Genomic DNA, 16,132 nt, shown 5'->3' on the forward strand with positions numbered 1-16,132 from the left:
CCCGGTCGTCGCGCGCGCCGGCGGGCTCTCCGCGCAGGAGTCTGTCCGCGGTGTCCTCGTCGAGCCACTGGTCACGCCCGTCGGCCATCACATGTCCTTCTGCGTCCGCAGGCGCGAATGCGTCACACCCACGGAGGCCGCGACGGCCGCACCCGGCGCGCGCTGCGGCGGCACGCAGACGTTCCCACCGCCCCGGCCCGCGCGCTCGGCCGCCGCGCCGTCCGCGAGGGGCCGGGCGTGCTCGTCCGCCTCGATCAGCTCGGCGAGCCTCTTCAGGCCGCGGTGCGCGGCCGTCCTGACCGCGCCCGGCCGCTTGCCGAGCGTCTCCGCCGCCGTCTTCGCGTCGAGGCCGACGACGACCCGCAACACGACGGCCTCGGCCTGGTCCTGCGGCAGCCGGGCGACGAGGGCGAGCGCGCGGCGGGTGGAGATCGCCTCCATGGCCTCGCCCGCGGTGTCCGCTTCGGCCGGCCTGCCGGCGAGTTCGCTCTCGTCGCCGCCGGCCGCGGGGCGGCGGCCGCGCATGCGGATGTGGTCGAGCGCGCGGTTGCGTGCGATGCGGGCGGCCCAGCCGCGGAAGCGGTCCGCGTCGCCCTCGAAGCTGCCGAGGTCGCGGGCGATCTGCAGCCAGCCCTCGGAGGTGACGTCCTCGGCGTCGAAGTCGCCGACGAGCGTCCTGACGTATCCGAGCAGCCGCGGGTGCACGGCGCGGTACACGGTGCGGAAGGCGTGCTCGTCCCCGTCACGTGCCGCGTGCACCGCGGCGGTCAGCTCCGCGTCATCCCCCAGCACAACCCACAACCCGTCCTGATCCGCAGCCTGGTCATTGCCGCGCCACCCCACGCGTTTCGAACGCTACGGCCTTTCCCGGTCCCGCGTCCACGGCTCGTACAAACCGCAACGACCACGGAAGCCCGCCGTGTGACACAGCCATGTGACGCGGCCGTGTGACACAAACGGGCCGCCGGGCGCTGAGTGGAGTGACGGGGTCGCTGAGCGGCACCGCCGGGCGACGGACCGGAGCCTCTCCTGTGGGGGGTGGCGGCTCCGGCCGTCGTCCACCGAACCGAACGGCCCGTGTCCCTCGCCCGGGACGGGGTCAGGATCCGGCGGACGCGCCCGAAGCGGCCCCGCCCGATCCCGCCGGACTCGGGGCGGACGGGCTCGGGGCGGACGGGCTCGGCGCGGGCGTGACCGCCGTGCCGGCCGAGGAGTCGACACGGTCCGCGAGCGCCGTGAACCGCGACCAGCTCAGCGCCGGCTTGCCCGGCACCCACAGCCGCTGCGCCAGCGCGTTGAGCGGCATCCTGATGCCCGCCGCCACCTGCGCCGTCGTCTGGGCGGTGGGGATGTCGCCCCAGACCGCGAACCGCGCGCCCCTGACCTGGGAGTCGTACTTCTGCGACACGGGCGTGGTGCCGCGCAGCACCAGCGGGCTCCACTCCTCGTAGATCCGCTGCCCGGTCGGATAGGTGAACCCGTTGGGCTGGCCGAGTACGTAGTAGAGGTACTCGTCGTTGAGGTTCACCATCTTGCGCCCGGCCTTGAGGTAGGTGGACGGCGGGATCTTGCCGGCCTCCCTGCCCGTCCAGTACTCGATCTGCAGGTCCTTGGACGGCTTGGCGATGCCGTCGGGGAACACGCCGTCGTTCCACACCTTCGGCTTCTTGCCGAGCTTCGCGACGACGGCGGCGCGCCCGTTGATCCACCACGTCGCCAGGTCCTGCACCCGCGCCTTCGGCCCGTACTTCTTGCGCGCGGCGGCGGCCAGCTGCGGGAACTTCGTCTCGGGATTCTGAGCGGTCAGGGCCAGGTACTCGTCGCCGCCGATGTGGAAGTACGGGCCGGGGAAGAGCTTGGCGTACTCGGTCAGCAGCTGGTCGACGATCTTCGCGGCGTTCGGGTCCGAGATGTCGACCGCGCCCTGGTACGTGGTGCCCGAGGCGTTGCGCAGCTGGATGTCCGGGTGCGCGGCGATGACGGCGCCGAGGTGTCCGGGCGAGTCGATCTCCGGAACGATCGTGATGTGCAGGCGGGTCGCGAGCGCGATGATCTGCTTGGTCTGCGCGGTCGTGAGGTGCTGCTTCGAGACGACCTCGGGGTGGCTGGTCGACGCGATGCGGAAGCCCTGGTCGTCGGAGAAGTGCAGGCCGAGCTCGTTGAGTTTGAGGTCCGCCATCTGCCGCAGCCTGGCCTCGATCCAGCTCGCCGGGTAGAACTTGCGTGCGATGTCGAGGTTGAGGCCGCGCTCGGGCTTCGCCGGGCTGTCGCGCACCACGCCCTCCGGCATGGCGCCGCTGTCCCGTACGGACTGCTTGAGCGTGCGGGTGCCGTAGAAGACGCCGGACTGGTCGGGCCCCTTGATCACCACGCGGCCGCCCTTGGTGGTCAGGGTGTACGACTCGGCCGGGCCGCCGCCGCCGAGTTCGAGCTCGACGTCGCCCGGGCGCGCGGCGGCCGTGCCCCGGTAGTGGATCTTCAGCTCCTTGGCGATGAGCTGCGCCTCGTCACCGAGCCCCTGCCCGGCCCCGCCGCTCGCGACCACGACGCCGCTGCTCGGGGACGGCTTCCAGCCGGGCCCGTGCGCCGCCTGGAAGTGGCGCACGGACGGGATGGTCCGCGGCGCGCTCGACAGCGGGTAGCTGCGTGTCGGCGACGGTGACGAGGACGTGGCGGACGCGGGTGTCGACGACGCGCCGCTGCGGCCCGCGCCCGGGGATCCGTCCTGGCAGGCGGTCAGCGCCAGCGCGCCGGCCACCACGGCCGCCGTCGCCGCGCCCAGGGTGCTCCGCGATCGCGCCATCGTCCTGGCCCTCCTGTGCAGACGTGTGGTGTCCTCACGCGAACGTGCCACGCCGACGTCCACGCCGCATGTCGAAACTTCTTCGTACGAGTGAAAGAGTGAGCGCGCACTGCCCGGGTCCCGTACATGTCGCTAGCGTCGTGGCCCGGCCCGGCTTTCCCCGCCGTACCCACCCCGTCCCACGCCATTCCCCGCCGCGTCCGAGGAGCCCCCGCTGTCCCGCGAGGAGTCAGGGCTGCGCCGTTTCAACACCGCGCCCGCCGACATCGTCCACGACACCCTGCTGACGTGCTGCGGAAGCGAGCGCTGGGCGCGCAGGGTCGCCGCCCACCGACCGTACCCCGATCTGGCCGCGCTGCTGGCCGCGGCCGACGAGGCCGGCTACGACCTGTCGCCCGCCGACGTCACCCAGGCGCTGGCCGCCGAGTCCGCCGCCGGGGAGTGCGCGCACCTGCCGGGCGCCGACGTGCCGGCTGCCGCGCGCACGGCGCTGCGGGCGGCGTTCGCCGCGTACGAGGCGAGTTTCGGCCACACGTTCGTCATCAGTCTGGCGGGGCGCGCGCCTGACGAGTACCTGGACCAGGTGCTCGCCGCCATCAGGACCAGGCTCGGCAACGACCCGGAGGACGAGCGGGCCGTCGCGGCCGACGAGCTGCGCAGGCTCGCGCGCTCCCGGCTGGCGGCCCTGGTCACCGGAGCGCCAGTGGCCGGTGCGCCGGGGACACGCCCGGCCGGCGCGCCCGAAATGCCGCGTCCGCGCGGATCCGCACCGTCCCCGATAGCCCGTACGTGGCAGTTTGACCGCGGGCTCGATCACACCGGCGACCCCCGGGCGAACGGACCGACAAGTCGTCGCTAACATGGCCGGGGCCGGTGGACCGTACCCGGCCGGGCGCGACCGACACCACTGTGCTTGACCAAGTAGAAGATGGCGGCCGGCCCCGATCCCCGCTTCCGGAGGGTTTTTCCGTGCCGGCTGGAACGTTGTACCGCGGCCGGGAAGGCATGTGGTCCTGGGTGGCTCACCGAGTCACCGGTGTCCTCATCTTCTTCTTCCTGTTCGTACACGTGCTGGACACCGCTCTTGTCCGTGTCTCCCCCGAGGCCTACGACCACGTCGTAGCGACCTACAAGAACCCCATCGTCGCGGTGCTCGAGTACGGCCTTGTGGCCGCCATCCTCTTCCACGCACTGAACGGCCTGCGCGTGATCGCCGTGGACTTCTGGTCCAAGGGCGCGCGCTACCAGAAGCAGATGCTGTGGACCGCCGTGGTGCTGTGGCTGGTGCTGATGCTCGGCGCCCTGTACCCCGTGCTCGGCCACGCATTCCGTCAAGTGTTCGGGAGCTAGTGACCCATGTCCGCAGACACCACTTCCGCGGCCGGCTCCGCGATCGGCGAGGTCGAGGGCGCGAGCCTCTACGACGTCGACCACCCGGCCCCCGTCATCGAGCCGCCCCGCGCGCGCACCGCCAGGACGCCCAAGACGACCCGCGGCAACTTCGAGATGGTCGCATGGCTGTTCATGCGGCTGTCCGGCGTCGTCCTCGTCGTCCTCGTCCTCGGCCACCTGCTGATCCAGCTCGTGCTCGACGGCGGCGTCTCCAAGATCGGCTTCGCCTTCGTGGCGGGCCGCTGGGCCAACCCGTTCTGGCAGGTCTGGGACCTGGCGATGCTGTGGCTCGCGATGCTGCACGGCTGCAACGGCCTGCGCACCATCGTGAACGACTACGCGGAGCGCCCCAAAACCCGGATGTGGCTCAAGGGCCTGCTCTACACGGCCACCATCTGGACCGTCCTGCTGGGCACGCTGGTGATCTTCACCTTCGACCCGAACATCCGCTAGAGCCGGGGTTGACGACACCGATGAAGATCCACAAGTACGACACCGTCATCGTCGGCGCCGGCGGCGCCGGAATGCGCGCGGCCATCGAGGCGACGAAGCGCAGCCGCACCGCCGTCCTGACCAAGCTGTACCCGACCAGGTCGCACACCGGGGCGGCGCAGGGCGGCATGGCCGCAGCGCTCGCCAACGTGGAGGACGACAACTGGGAGTGGCACACCTTCGACACGATCAAGGGCGGTGACTACCTGGTCGACCAGGACGCCGCCGAGATCCTGGCGAAGGAGGCCATCGACGCCGTCCTCGACCTGGAGAAGATGGGCCTGCCCTTCAACAGGACGCCCGAGGGCAACATCGACCAGCGCCGGTTCGGCGGGCACTCCCGCAACCACGGCGAGGCGCCCGTGCGCCGGTCCTGCTACGCGGCCGACCGCACCGGCCACATGATCCTCCAGACGCTGTACCAGAACTGCGTCAAGGAGGGCGTGGAGTTCTTCAACGAGTTCTACGTCCTGGACCAGATCATGGTCGAGGTCGACGGCGTGCGTCGGTCCGCCGGCGTCGTCGCGTACGAGCTGGCGACGGGCGAGCTGCACATCTTCCAGGCGAAGGCCGTGATCTACGCCTCCGGCGGTTCCGGCAAGTACTTCAAGGTGACCTCGAACGCGCACACGCTCACCGGCGACGGCCAGGCCGCCTGCTTCCGGCGCGGCCTGCCGCTGGAGGACATGGAGTTCTTCCAGTTCCACCCGACGGGCATCTGGCGCATGGGCATCCTGCTCACGGAGGGCGCCCGCGGTGAGGGCGGCATCCTGCGCAACAAGGACGGCGAGCGCTTCATGGAGAAGTACGCGCCCGTCATGAAGGACCTCGCCTCGCGTGACGTCGTCTCGCGCTCCATCTACACGGAGATCCGCGAGGGGCGCGGCTGCGGCCCGGCCGGCGACCACGTCTACCTGGACCTGACGCACCTGCCGCCCGAGCAGCTCGACGCCAAGCTGCCCGACATCACCGAGTTCGCGCGCACGTACCTCGGCATCGAGCCCTACACGGACCCGATCCCGATCCAGCCGACCGCGCACTACAACATGGGCGGCATCCCGACCAACGTGACGGGCGAGGTGCTCGCCGACAACACCACGGTGGTGCCGGGCCTGTACGCGGCCGGCGAGGTCGCCTGCGTCTCCGTGCACGGCGCCAACCGCCTCGGCACGAACTCGCTGCTCGACATCAACGTCTTCGGCCGCCGCTCCGGCATCGCCGCCGCCGAGTACGCGGCGAACCACGACTTCGTGGAGCTGCCGGAGAACCCGGAGGCGTTCGTCGTCGGGCAGGTCGAGCGGCTGCTCGCCTCCACGGGCAAGGAGCGCGTCGCGGCGCTGCGCACCGAGCTGCAGGAGACCATGGACGCCAACGTGATGGTCTTCCGCACGGAGCAGACCATCAAGACGGCCGTCGAGCGCATCGGCGAGCTGCGGGAGCGCTTCAAGAACGTGGCGGTCCAGGACAAGGGCAAGCGGTTCAACACGGACATGCTCGAAGCCATCGAGCTGGGCAACCTGCTCGACCTGGCCGAGGTCATGGCCGTGTCGGCGCTCGCCCGCAAGGAGTCGCGCGGCGGCCACTACCGCGAGGACTTCCCCAACCGCGACGACGTGAACTTCATGCGCCACACGATGGCGTACCGCGAGGTCGGCGACGACGGTGTCGAGTCCATCAGGCTCGACTACAAGCCGGTCGTCCAGACCCGCTACCAGCCGATGGAGCGTAAGTACTGATGGCTACCCCGACCATGGACCGGGTGGAGGAGGGCTCCGCCGCCTCCACCCACCTGCTCACCGTCACGTTCCGGATCCGCCGCTTCAACCCGGAGGTCTCGGACGAGGCCTGGTGGCAGGACTTCCAACTGGAGATCGACCCCAAGGAACGCGTCCTCGACGGCCTCCACAAGATCAAGTGGGACGTCGACGGCACGCTGACCTTCCGGCGCTCCTGCGCGCACGGCGTCTGCGGCTCGGACGCGATGCGGATCAACGGCAAGAACCGCCTCGCGTGCAAGACGCTGATCAAGGACATCGTGTCGCTGGACAAGTCCGGCAACGTCTCGAAGCCGATCACGATCGAGGCCATCAAGGGGATGACGGTCCTCAAGGACCTCGTCGTCGACATGGACCCGTTCTTCCAGGCGTACCGCGACGTCATGCCGTTCCTCGTCGCCAAGGGCAACGAGCCGACGCGCGAGCGGTACCAGTCGGCCGAGGACCGCGCGCGGTTCGACGACACCACCAAGTGCATCCTGTGCGCCGCGTGCACGTCGTCCTGCCCGGTGTTCTGGAACGACGGCCAGTACTTCGGCCCCGCGGCGATCGTCAACGCGCACCGCTTCATCTTCGACTCGCGTGACGATGCCGGCGAGCAGCGCCTGGAGATCCTCAACGACCGTGACGGCGTGTGGCGTTGCCGCACGACCTTCAACTGCACGGACGCCTGCCCGCGCGGCATCGAGGTCACCAAGGCGATCCAGGAGGTCAAGCGTGCGCTGATCACGCGCCGCTTCTGACACCTTTCGCGCTCCTGAGCGCACAGCGCCCGTCCCCGTGTGCGAGACAGCACGCGGGGGCGGGCGTTCGCGTGTCAGCCGACGGCACCCGCGCCGCGCGCTGACGCCAGCCAGGCCGGGAAGGCGCACAGGAGGCGGTCGTACAGCTCGGCGTCGGGGGTGCGTGCGACGTCGTCCACGGCGAAGAAGGCGGCGTTGCCGAGCGGCCCGCCGCCGGGCCCTGCGCCGAGCCGGGCCAGCGCGCGGTGGTCCGCCCTGCCGACCCCGACGAACTGCCAGAAGAGCGGCTCTTCCGCCGCCTCACGTAACTCGCGCAGCAGCAGCCCGGCATGGCGGACGCCGCCGCCCGAGAGGAACACCACGAGCGTCGGCACGGGTGCGGGCCGGTCCCGCACGTACGCGCGTACCTCGGCGACGGCCCTGTGCGGGTCGCTCTGGACGCCGACCCACCGCATGTCGACCTGGCAAGGGCGCAGGCCGCGGGCGCGCCGCCGCGGCCTGCCGAGGAGCGCGAGCTGACCCGCGCGCACGTGCAGGGGCAGCCACTCGTGGAGTTCGTCGACGGCGCAGTCGGGCAGCCGCGCGGGCCGGGACGCGTACGTCCACGCCCGCATGCGGCCCGCGGCGAGCACGGCGGCCACCGCCGCGGTGCGCTCGGCGACGTCGGCGACGACCCCGCGCGCGTAGCGGCCCGACAGGCCGCCGGACGCGTCCATGACGAGAACGACGCGCGCCCTGGCGTCGGCCGCGCCGTACTTCAGCAGGCTCAGGGCGGCCTGCCGGCCCCGTAACGCGACCCTGCGGCTCAGGGCGCCCGCCGGCGGTGCGGGGCGGAACGCCCACCTGCCGTCCGTGCGGTAGAGCTCCCCGCCCTCGCACGGCGCGTCCGCCGCGGGTGCGACGCGGGCCAGTTCGGCGCCGTCGGCGGCCCGCACCAGCCTCAGCAGCATGCCGGGGCACCGGTCGCCGCCGTCCACGCGGAACAGGACGCGCGCCACGTCGGCGGGGAGCGACGGCAGGTCCACCACGTCACTCGCTCCCCCGGCGCCCCCGCCGTCGGCGGTCAGCGGGACGCCGGGCACGCATCTGCCGGGTGCGGACGTGCGGCCGGCGGACGCGGGGCCGGTGGGCGGGCCCGCCGCCGGAGTGAGCACGGCCCGTACGGCTGTCGCGGCGACGGGGACATGAGCGCCCTCGGCCAGGGAAGCGGATGCCATCCCGACAGTGTGCCGTGGCAGAGGCACGCTCCGTAAGCGTACGTACACGGGATACGGCAGCGGACGCAAGCGGCCCGGCCCACGCACAGCCCATGTTGAACATGTTCAAAAACAGCGCTAGAGTCCTGCCGTCAGCACGTTTTGAACGTGTTCAAATGGAGGGGCGGAATGGATCTCACCGTTGTCGCGTACGTCATCTACCTGGCCGTCAGCATCGGGCTCACCGTGTGGGTGGCGAGGACGCTCAGCAAGAACGGGCGGATCTTCCTGTCCGACGTCCTGCAGGGTGACGAGAAGCTCGCCGAGGCCGTGAACCACCTGCTGGTGGTCGGCTTCTACCTGGTCAACCTGGGCTTCGTGGCGCTGTATCTGAAGGAGTCCCAGGCGGTCGCCGACGCCAGGCAGCTGGTCGAGGCGATCTCCGTGAAGCTCGGCGTGGTGCTGCTCGTCCTCGGCGTGCTGCACCTCGGCAACGTCTTCGTGCTCAACAAGATGCGGCGGCGCGGGATCGCGGAGCGCCGCCACACCCCGCCCGTGCAGCCGCAGGGGTGGACGCCCGCGGGCGGGCCCCGCACGGCGACCGAGGCCTGACGGGCCATGAGCACCGTGCAGTCGCCGGCCGTGCGATCGCTGACCGTGCTCTACGACGCCGGGTGCCCGCTCTGCGTCCATGTGCGCCACTGGCTGCTGGGCCAGCCCCACCTCGTGCCGATCGAGGCGGTCGCGGCGGGGTCGAGGGAGGCGGTACGCCGATTCCCCGCGCTCGACCACGAGGACACCCTGCGGGAGATCACGGTCGTCGGGGACGGCGGCCAGGTCTACCGCGGGACCTCGGCGTGGATCGTCTGCCTGTGGGCGCTCGCCGCGCACCGGCAGAAGGCGTACTGGCTCGCCACCCCGGCCGGCGCGCCGTTCGCCAGGGCGGCCCTCCTGGCGGCGGCGAAGTACCGCGAGATGACCGCGGCACCGTGCGAAGGACGGTGCGAGGTGCCCGGCGCGCCGGGCTAGCGCCGCGACCGGCGATGTTTGCCCGGCAAGGAGGGGTTCCCGGTGCGTGCGATCGCAAGGCGGCCGGGAGTCCTTGTAGCGGAGCTACCGGGGCTTTCGGCCAACGCCGCGAGAGTGCGTGCAGGGGGCGCCGACAGGGCAAAGCTTGCCGGGAGGGACGCTAGGCTCGGGCATCGTGAAGCGTGAGAACGGTGTGACGGGGGCGGGGGCCGGCGGGGCGGACGACGGGCGGGAGGCGCCGGGGGGCGCCTCCCGCGCTTCCGGCTCCGCACGGGCCGCGCGGGCGCCCAAGAGCGAGCAGACGCGCACGCTGATCCTGGAGACCGCGCTCCGGCTCTTCCAGGAGCGCGGCTACGACAGGACGACGATGCGCGCCATCGCCAAGGAGGCCGGGGTCTCCGTGGGCAACGCGTACTACTACTTCTCGTCCAAGGAGCACCTCGTCCAGGGCTTCTACGACCGGATCGCCGCCGAGCACCGCGAGGCCGTCAGGCCCGTGCTCGACCGGGAGACCGGGCTCGAGGCGCGCATGGCGGGCGTGCTGCGCGCCTGGCTCGACATCGCCGGGCCCTACCACGAGTTCGCCGCGCAGTTCTTCAAGAACGCCGCCGACCCGGAGAGCCCGCTGAGCCCCTTCTCACCCGAGTCCGAGCACGCGCGGGAGGCCGCGATCTCCGTGCACCGGGAGGTACTGGCCGGCTCCAGGGCGAAGGTGGCGGACGAACTCGTCGACATCCTGCCCGAGTTGATGTGGCTCTCGCAGATGGGGCTGGTGCTGTACTGGGTGTTCGACCGCTCGGAGGACAGCGAGCGCAGCCGCCGCCTCGCCGACCGCGGCGCGCGGTTGACGACGCGTGGCGTGGCACTCTCCCGCTTCCGGCCGCTGCGGCCGCTCGTGCGCGAGGTGCACGAGCTGTTCACGGACTTCCTGCCCGGGATGGCGGAGACGGCCGTCACCCGCAAGGTCCGCGGCGGCAGCCGCGGGGACGCCGGCCGGGGGGACGCCGGCGTGTCCGACGGCCGGGACGACGACGGCGACCGGCGCCAGGCACCTCCACCGGCCGGGTGAGGGCGCCGGACGTCGTCCGCGCGTCCGCGCCGTGCGTCAGATGCGGCCGAGCTCCCACAGGCGCCAGATGCCGGTGCCGTCCGAGAGGTACTGCGAGCCGGTGACGTTCTCCGTGCTGAGCACGTAGTCCTTCTTCTGCCACAGCGGCAGCAGCGGCACGTCGGCGGCGACGGTCTGCTGGATCGTCTTGAAGTCGCCGGACGCCTGGGCGCGCTGGCTGTACTGCTGCGTCGCTGTGATCAGGCCGTCGATCTTCTTGTTGTCGTACCCGTTCTGGAAGGTGTTGTCGGCGCCGACGAGCGGCGCGACGAAGTCGTCCGGGTCCGGGTAGTCGGGCAGCCAGCCGATCGTGTAGGCGTCGTAGTCGCCGGCCGCGTACCCCTTCTGGAAGGCCTGCCACTCCTTGCTGATGACCTTCACCTTGAACAGCCCGGTGGCGTCGAGCTGACGGCGGATCTCCGCGGTCTCCTGGGCGGTCGCGCCGCCCGGCGAGTAGGCCAGCGAGAAGTGCACGGGCGTCTGGACGCCCGCCGACTTGAGCAGCTCCTCGGCCTTGGCCTTGCTGGGCTTGGGGTACATGTCGAAGAACGCGGTGGAGTGCGAGGTGATGCCCTGCGGGATCACCGAGTAGAGCGGCTCCACGGTGGAGTCGTAGACCCCGGCGGTGATCTTGTCCCGGTCGATGACCGCGGCGATGGCCTGGCGCACCGCCTTGGTGCCCATGGGCGAGCCCTTGCGGGTGTTGAAGACCATGTTGCGGATTTCCGCGCTCGCGGCCTCGGTGACGTGCATGTCGCTGGAGCTGGCGTCGACCTTCGCCACGACGGACGGCGGCATCTGGCGGTGCGTGACGTCGACCTTCTTGTTCTGCCACGCCGTGTTGAGCTGCTCGGACGTCTTGAAGTACTCGACGTCCACGGGGCTGCCCGTCTTGCTGATGGCGCCGGTGTACTTCGGGTTCGGCACGAGCGTCGCGGAGACGCCCTGCTTGTACGCCTTGAGCAGGTACGGGCCCGAGCCGATGGCGGTGTCGCCCGGGCGCAGCTTGTCCGCCGGGTAGTACTTGCTGTCGACGATCGCGCCCGCGCCGGTGGCGAGCTTCGAGGGGAACGTCGCGTCCGGGGTCTTGAGGTGGAACGTGACGGTCTGCCCGTGCGCCTCGACCGACTTCATGGTGGAGAGCAGGGACCAGGGCCCCTGGCCGTCGTGGATGTGCGTCACGCGGTTGATCGAGAACGCGACGTCGTGCCCGGTCATCTTGTCGCCGTTGGAGAACGTGATGCCGCTGCGCAGCTTGCAGCTGTACGTGAGCAGCCCGTCGCCCTCGAACCCGCAGTGCTGAGCGGCGTCGCCGGTCGGGACCGTCGAGCTGGGGTCGAACGTCAGCAGCGACTGGTAGATGTTGTTGAACAGCGCCCAGGAGCCCGCGTCGTAGGCGCCGGCCGGGTCGAGCGAGCTGACGATGTCGGTCGTGCCGACCCTGATCGGCTGCTGTCCGTCGTCACCGGACGGGAGGAGCTGCCACCCGCCCACGCCGATGACCGCCAGCACCACGCAGGTAACCAGTATTCGGAGACGGATCGACCGCATTTTCGCTGTGCCCCTCGTGATTCACGCCCACCCCTGACCGCGATGGCGTCACCCAATCACACGGCCTTCACAAATAGAAGTGACGATTGGGGTCGCACAGGCAACAGTCGGGTCAATTGCACGGCCGTCCCACCGGCCGACGGCCGAAACGCTTCACACGTCCGCACCGCCCGCATCATCCCCCGGGCACGCCGACTCCACAACCGTTGCGTCACATGGCGACGCGCCGCGCCCGTCCCGTGACGGCGCGTCACACGAAAGGGTGCCGGGCCATGATCGTCGGGCCCGGACGCGTCACGCCCCGGTGCGCTCGGGGGCCGGGGCGTCGGAGGGCTCGTCCCGCTGTCCGGCGGGGGTCTTGAGGGCCCGCACTCCGCGGAACCCGATTACTCCGATCGCCGTCCCCAGGAGAAAGGACGCGACGGCCAGCAGAAGGTGGATCCAGAAGTAGGCGGTCGGGTGGCCCGCGTCGTCAAAGGCGAGGCCGCTCCCGTCCTGCCACAGGTTCTTAGCGAAAGTGATCCAGATGAACCAGCTCCACGCGCCGAAGGCGAGCAGGAACCAGGACACCGGGCGGCTGAGCTTCATGCCCCCAGTATCGCCGTCCGCGCGCCCGTCCGGGCGCCGGGGCCGTGGCGTGTGGGCGTCATCACGCCGCCTGCCGGATTTCCTGCCGGAAACGCTCGCTCCGCGACCTCGCCTGTCCAAGCACACGGTCGCGCCCTGTACGTTCTCCGTCGTGTCTGCTGTCAAAAAGACCGCGGTGACGGTCGCCTCAACCGCCGTGCTGTCCCTCCTGGCCGCCGCCCCCGCGTGGGCGAGCGGAGGAGCGGACGCGACCGACGCGCCGAAGCCGCCCGCCCACACGTCGAGCGTGGGCGGCGCACGGCTCGCCGTGCCCGGCACCCAGGTCTCCCTGGCCGGCGGCGCGCCCGCGCTGCCGAAGAAGCTGACCGGGAGGTCCTGGATCGTCTCGGACGCGGAGAGCGGCGACGTGCTGGCCGCGCACAACGCGCACTGGCCGCTTCCGCCCGCCTCCACGCTGAAGATGCTGTTCGCGGACACGCTGCTGCCGAAGCTGCCGAGCGGCGAGCAGCACAAGGTCGCGGCGGCCGACCTCAAGGGGATGGGCGCGGGCAGCAGCCTGGTCGGCGTCAAGGAGAACCAGACGTACTCGGTCCACGACCTGTGGCTCGGCGTCTTCCTGCGTTCGGGCAACGACGCCGTGCACGTCCTGGCGGCGATGAACGGCGGCGTCCCCCGCACCGTCCAGCAGATGCAGCAGCACGCGATCGACCTGCAGGCGCTGGACACGCACGTCGTCTCGCCCGACGGATACGACATGCCCGGCCAGGTCTCCAGCGCGTACGACCTGAGCCTCTTCGCCCGCTCCGGGCTGCAGAACCAGGACTTCAGGGAGTACTGCTCGACGGCCACCGCCCAGTTCCCCGGGGCGGCGAAGAAGGGCAAGAAGCGGCCGTCCTTCCAGATCCAGAACACCGACCGCCTGCTGAGCGGCGCCCACGGCATGACGCCCTACCCGGGGATCGCGGGCGTCAAGAACGGCTACACCACCAACGCGGGCAACACGTACACGGGCGTGGCGCAGCGGGGCTCGCACGTGATCCTCGTGACCGTCATGAACCCGTCCGCCAAGGAGCCCAACGCCGTCTACAAGGAGGCGGCGTCGCTGCTCGACTGGGGCTTCGCCGCGGACGGCAAGGTGACGCCCGTCGGCAAGCTCGTGCCGCCGAAGTCGGCCGCCGGCACCAAGCAGGCGGGCTCGTCGAGCAGTCCCTCGACGGGCAAGGTGGCCGCGACGGCGCCGGCCGAGGCGACGGCCGCGCACAGCTCGTCGGGCGTCGGGACCACCTCGCTCGCCATCATCGGCGGCGTCCTGGTCGTCCTGGCCGCGGGCGGGTTCTTCGTCAACCGCCGCTGGCCGCGCCGGCCGCAGCCGTAGGCCGCATACGGCGGGCGGCGCGCGGTACGGCGCCGCCCGCCGGCCGGCGTCACGGCGGTCACGCCTCCTTGGCCCCCTTGGCCTCTTTCGCCGCCTTTGCCTCGCTCGCCTCCTTGGCCTCCTTGGCCTCCTTGGCCTCCTCCTCCGCTTCCTTCTCCCGCTCGCGCTCCTCCGCCTCACGCTCGTTCAGCTCGGCCCTGCTCGGCTCGTCCTTGCTGGGCGTCGCCGTCCAGGCAGCGCACACGAGCAGCAGCTTCGCGGTGAAGTTGATCCACAGCAGCAGCGCGACGGGCGTGCCGAACGCCCCGTACATCGACTTGCCTGCGACGCGACTGATGTAGCCGCCCAGCAGCAGCTTCAGCACCTCGAAACCGACGGCCCCGATCAGCCCGGCCACCACGAGCCGCCGCCTCGGCGGCTTGACGCCCGGCAGCAGCGTCAGCACGTACAGCAGGAGCAGGAAGTCGGCGAGCACCGCGATGAGGATCGAGCCGGCCTGGAGGAGGAGGCCGGTCGGGCCGTCCTCGGGGATGCCGAGCTGCCGCGCGGTCCAGCCGACGGCCGTCGAGCCGAACGTCGATGCGCCGAGCGAGGCGAGCCCGACCGCGCCGAGGCCGACGAGGGTCACGGCGTCCCTGGCCTTCAGGATCACCGGGTTGCCCTCGGGCTGGTCCTCCTTCTCCCAGACGGCGCGCAGGCACTCCCGCATGGAGCCGATCCATCCGATACCGGTGAACAGCAGCAGCGCGCCCGCCACCACGCCGACCGTGCCCGCGTTGTCCACGAGCGCGTTGATGTCGAGCTGGTCGGAGATGCCGGGGACCTGGGCCGAGATGCTGTGCTGCACCTGGTGGAGCTGGCTCTTGCTGAGCAGCACTGCCCCGATCGCGGCGCCGACCGTGATCAGCGGGAAGAGTGCGATGAAGCTGATGAACGTGATGGCGGCGGCGAGTCGCGCCCAGTGCACCCGGTCCAGCGTCTCGTACGAGCGCCAGGCGTGCGTCAGCATCAGCCGGGCGACGAACGGGCCGATGACGGGGAGTTTTTTCAGCCAGTCCATGAGTTGAGGCCTACCCCCGGATCGTGGATACAGCGGACACGACCTCTTGTGCCCCCTCCCGTAAATATGAGTACCGCTTGATACGAGTAGCGCGACTGCCGTGCCGGGCGCCGCATTTCGGGCTGTACCGGGCGATACCGTCGCTCCCATGGCTGTGGAGAGCGTGGAGAGCACTGACGCACCTGACGGATCGGGCATGCCGGGCGTGCCGGACGTGCCGGACGTGCCGGGCGATCGCGCCCTGGCCTTCGATGTCGCGCCGCTCACCGGGCGCGGCCGTACCGCGCCCACCACCGCCGTGCTGGTGCGCCCGCGTTCCTGCGAGGAGGCCGCGGCCGCGCTCGGCGCGAGCCGGTCCACGCCGGGGGCGCGCGGCGCCGTCGCGCGCGGCCTCGGCACGGCCCACGGCGACGCCGCGCGCAACGCGGGCGGGACGGTGCTCGACCTGGCGGGGCTCGACCTGGTCCGCTCCGTGGACACCGAGGCGGGCCTGGCCGTCTGCGACGCGGGCGTGCCGCTGCGCAGGCTGGCCCACGCGGTGCTCGAACTTGGCTGGTCCCTGCCCGTGCTGCCCGCTGCGGCGGGCACGGCCGGGCCGACCGTCGGCGGCGCGCTCGCGGCCGACCTGCACGGCGGCGACCACCACGCCTGCGGCTCGTTCGCCCGCCACGTCACATCGCTGCGGCTGCTGACGGCCGACGGCGCCGTGCGCACGGTCGACGCCGGCACGCCGCTGTTCGACGCGACGGCCGGCGGTCTCGGCCTGACCGGCGTGATCCTCTCGGCCACCGTGCGGCTGCGGCGCGTCGCGAGTCCGCTGCTCGCCGTCGACACGGAACGGGCCACGGGCCTCGACGACCTGCTCTCGCGGCTGTCGCTGACCGACCACCGCTACCGGTGGTCGACCGCCTGGCTCGACCTGCTCACGCGGGGGCCCGCGCTGGGGCGCGGGGTGCTGACCCGCGCGCTCCACGTGCCGGCCGACGCCCTTGCGGCCGCGGCGTCGCGCCCGGGCCCTGC

16 protein-coding genes are annotated in these 16,132 nt (G+C 71.5%); 10 read left to right on the top strand and 6 right to left on the bottom strand.

Annotated elements, in window-relative coordinates; all coding sequences use genetic code 11:
* Positions 1-87: 87 nt before the first annotated feature.
* Entirely contained in the window at positions 88-792 is a 705-nt protein-coding gene (locus JFN87_RS26235) for an RNA polymerase sigma factor (protein ID WP_209343774.1), read from the bottom strand.
* A 307-nt stretch (positions 793-1,099) separates the two neighbouring features.
* Positions 1,100-2,803, bottom strand: a complete 1,704-nt coding sequence (locus tag JFN87_RS26240) for a beta-N-acetylhexosaminidase (RefSeq protein WP_209343776.1) — start codon at positions 2,801-2,803, stop codon at positions 1,100-1,102.
* A 283-nt stretch (positions 2,804-3,086) separates the two neighbouring features.
* Between JFN87_RS26240 and JFN87_RS26245 the strand changes: the two genes are divergently transcribed.
* From JFN87_RS26245 to JFN87_RS26265, 5 genes are all read left to right on the top strand, one after another.
* Positions 3,087-3,662 carry a 2-oxo-4-hydroxy-4-carboxy-5-ureidoimidazoline decarboxylase gene (locus JFN87_RS26245; RefSeq protein WP_372449288.1) on the top strand — a complete coding sequence of 192 codons (576 nt, stop codon included), beginning with the start codon at positions 3,087-3,089 and terminating at the stop codon, positions 3,660-3,662.
* Between the two features lie 110 nt (positions 3,663-3,772).
* Entirely contained in the window at positions 3,773-4,153 is a 381-nt protein-coding gene (gene sdhC / locus JFN87_RS26250; protein ID WP_030903600.1) for a succinate dehydrogenase, cytochrome b556 subunit, read from the top strand.
* Between the two features lie 6 nt (positions 4,154-4,159).
* A complete protein-coding gene (locus JFN87_RS26255; protein WP_209343778.1) occupies positions 4,160-4,648 on the top strand; it encodes a succinate dehydrogenase hydrophobic membrane anchor subunit in 489 nt (162 codons plus the stop codon).
* Between the two features lie 20 nt (positions 4,649-4,668).
* Complete coding sequence (gene sdhA, locus JFN87_RS26260) at positions 4,669-6,423, top strand: succinate dehydrogenase flavoprotein subunit (RefSeq protein ID WP_209343780.1); 1,755 nt, start codon at positions 4,669-4,671, stop codon at positions 6,421-6,423.
* Positions 6,423-7,205: a succinate dehydrogenase iron-sulfur subunit gene (locus JFN87_RS26265; RefSeq protein WP_209343782.1), complete on the top strand. Its 783-nt coding sequence runs from the start codon at positions 6,423-6,425 to the stop codon at positions 7,203-7,205. Before sdhA ends, JFN87_RS26265 begins: the two co-directional genes overlap by 1 nt.
* Positions 7,206-7,279: 74 nt before the next feature.
* On the opposite strand, the gene JFN87_RS26270 is transcribed toward JFN87_RS26265, so the two are convergent.
* Positions 7,280-8,422: a VWA domain-containing protein gene (locus JFN87_RS26270; RefSeq protein ID WP_209343784.1), complete on the bottom strand. Its 1,143-nt coding sequence runs from the start codon at positions 8,420-8,422 to the stop codon at positions 7,280-7,282.
* 168 nt (positions 8,423-8,590) lie between these two features.
* On the opposite strand from JFN87_RS26270, the gene JFN87_RS26275 reads away from it, so the two are divergent.
* From JFN87_RS26275 to JFN87_RS26285, 3 genes are all read left to right on the top strand, one after another.
* Positions 8,591-9,013, top strand: a complete 423-nt coding sequence (locus JFN87_RS26275; protein WP_209343786.1) for a hypothetical protein — start codon at positions 8,591-8,593, stop codon at positions 9,011-9,013.
* Between the two features lie 6 nt (positions 9,014-9,019).
* A complete protein-coding gene (locus JFN87_RS26280; RefSeq protein ID WP_209343788.1) occupies positions 9,020-9,430 on the top strand; it encodes a thiol-disulfide oxidoreductase DCC family protein in 411 nt (136 codons plus the stop codon).
* A 310-nt stretch (positions 9,431-9,740) separates the two neighbouring features.
* Positions 9,741-10,499, top strand: a complete 759-nt coding sequence (locus JFN87_RS26285) for a TetR/AcrR family transcriptional regulator (RefSeq protein WP_245181705.1) — start codon at positions 9,741-9,743, stop codon at positions 10,497-10,499.
* Positions 10,500-10,535: 36 nt separating this feature from the next.
* Here JFN87_RS26285 and JFN87_RS26290 read toward each other — a convergent pair whose 3' ends face one another.
* Positions 10,536-12,089, bottom strand: coding sequence for an ABC transporter substrate-binding protein (locus JFN87_RS26290; RefSeq protein WP_209343790.1), 1,554 nt, complete (start codon positions 12,087-12,089; stop codon positions 10,536-10,538).
* A gap of 294 nt (positions 12,090-12,383) precedes the next feature.
* Positions 12,384-12,677, bottom strand: coding sequence for an SCO4848 family membrane protein (locus JFN87_RS26295; RefSeq protein ID WP_209343792.1), 294 nt, complete (start codon positions 12,675-12,677; stop codon positions 12,384-12,386).
* Positions 12,678-12,828: 151 nt separating this feature from the next.
* Here JFN87_RS26295 and JFN87_RS26300 point away from each other — a divergent pair, with 151 nt between their 5' ends.
* Complete coding sequence (locus JFN87_RS26300) at positions 12,829-14,052, top strand: D-alanyl-D-alanine carboxypeptidase family protein (RefSeq protein ID WP_307865601.1); 1,224 nt, start codon at positions 12,829-12,831, stop codon at positions 14,050-14,052.
* Between the two features lie 58 nt (positions 14,053-14,110).
* Here the strand turns inward: JFN87_RS26300 and JFN87_RS26305 are convergent, their stop codons facing one another.
* Positions 14,111-15,112 carry a YihY/virulence factor BrkB family protein gene (locus JFN87_RS26305; RefSeq protein ID WP_209343794.1) on the bottom strand — a complete coding sequence of 334 codons (1,002 nt, stop codon included), beginning with the start codon at positions 15,110-15,112 and terminating at the stop codon, positions 14,111-14,113.
* A gap of 148 nt (positions 15,113-15,260) precedes the next feature.
* Between JFN87_RS26305 and JFN87_RS26310 the strand changes: the two genes are divergently transcribed.
* Positions 15,261-16,132 (top strand): FAD-binding oxidoreductase (locus JFN87_RS26310; protein WP_245181692.1); only part of this gene is annotated, 872 nt, incomplete at its 3' end.

It is taken from the genome of Streptomyces montanisoli, assembly GCF_017813245.1.
GTDB classification, from domain to species: domain Bacteria; phylum Actinomycetota; class Actinomycetes; order Streptomycetales; family Streptomycetaceae; genus Streptomyces; species Streptomyces montanisoli.

What these genes read in the sequence shown, in the direction of transcription:
- JFN87_RS26270 (WP_209343784.1), bottom strand. Translation starts at nt 8,422, where the DNA reads ATGGCATCCGCTTCCCTGGCCGAGGGCGCTCATGTCCCCGTCGCCGCG.
- JFN87_RS26265 (WP_209343782.1), top strand. Translation starts at nt 6,423, where the DNA reads ATGGCTACCCCGACCATGGACCGGGTGGAGGAGGGCTCCGCCGCCTCC.
- JFN87_RS26280 (WP_209343788.1), top strand. Translation starts at nt 9,020, where the DNA reads ATGAGCACCGTGCAGTCGCCGGCCGTGCGATCGCTGACCGTGCTCTAC.
- JFN87_RS26295 (WP_209343792.1), bottom strand. Translation starts at nt 12,677, where the DNA reads ATGAAGCTCAGCCGCCCGGTGTCCTGGTTCCTGCTCGCCTTCGGCGCG.
- JFN87_RS26275 (WP_209343786.1), top strand. Translation starts at nt 8,591, where the DNA reads ATGGATCTCACCGTTGTCGCGTACGTCATCTACCTGGCCGTCAGCATC.
- JFN87_RS26305 (WP_209343794.1), bottom strand. Translation starts at nt 15,112, where the DNA reads ATGGACTGGCTGAAAAAACTCCCCGTCATCGGCCCGTTCGTCGCCCGG.
- JFN87_RS26240 (WP_209343776.1), bottom strand. Translation starts at nt 2,803, where the DNA reads ATGGCGCGATCGCGGAGCACCCTGGGCGCGGCGACGGCGGCCGTGGTG.
- sdhA (WP_209343780.1), top strand. Translation starts at nt 4,669, where the DNA reads ATGAAGATCCACAAGTACGACACCGTCATCGTCGGCGCCGGCGGCGCC.
- JFN87_RS26255 (WP_209343778.1), top strand. Translation starts at nt 4,160, where the DNA reads ATGTCCGCAGACACCACTTCCGCGGCCGGCTCCGCGATCGGCGAGGTC.
- JFN87_RS26290 (WP_209343790.1), bottom strand. Translation starts at nt 12,089, where the DNA reads ATGCGGTCGATCCGTCTCCGAATACTGGTTACCTGCGTGGTGCTGGCG.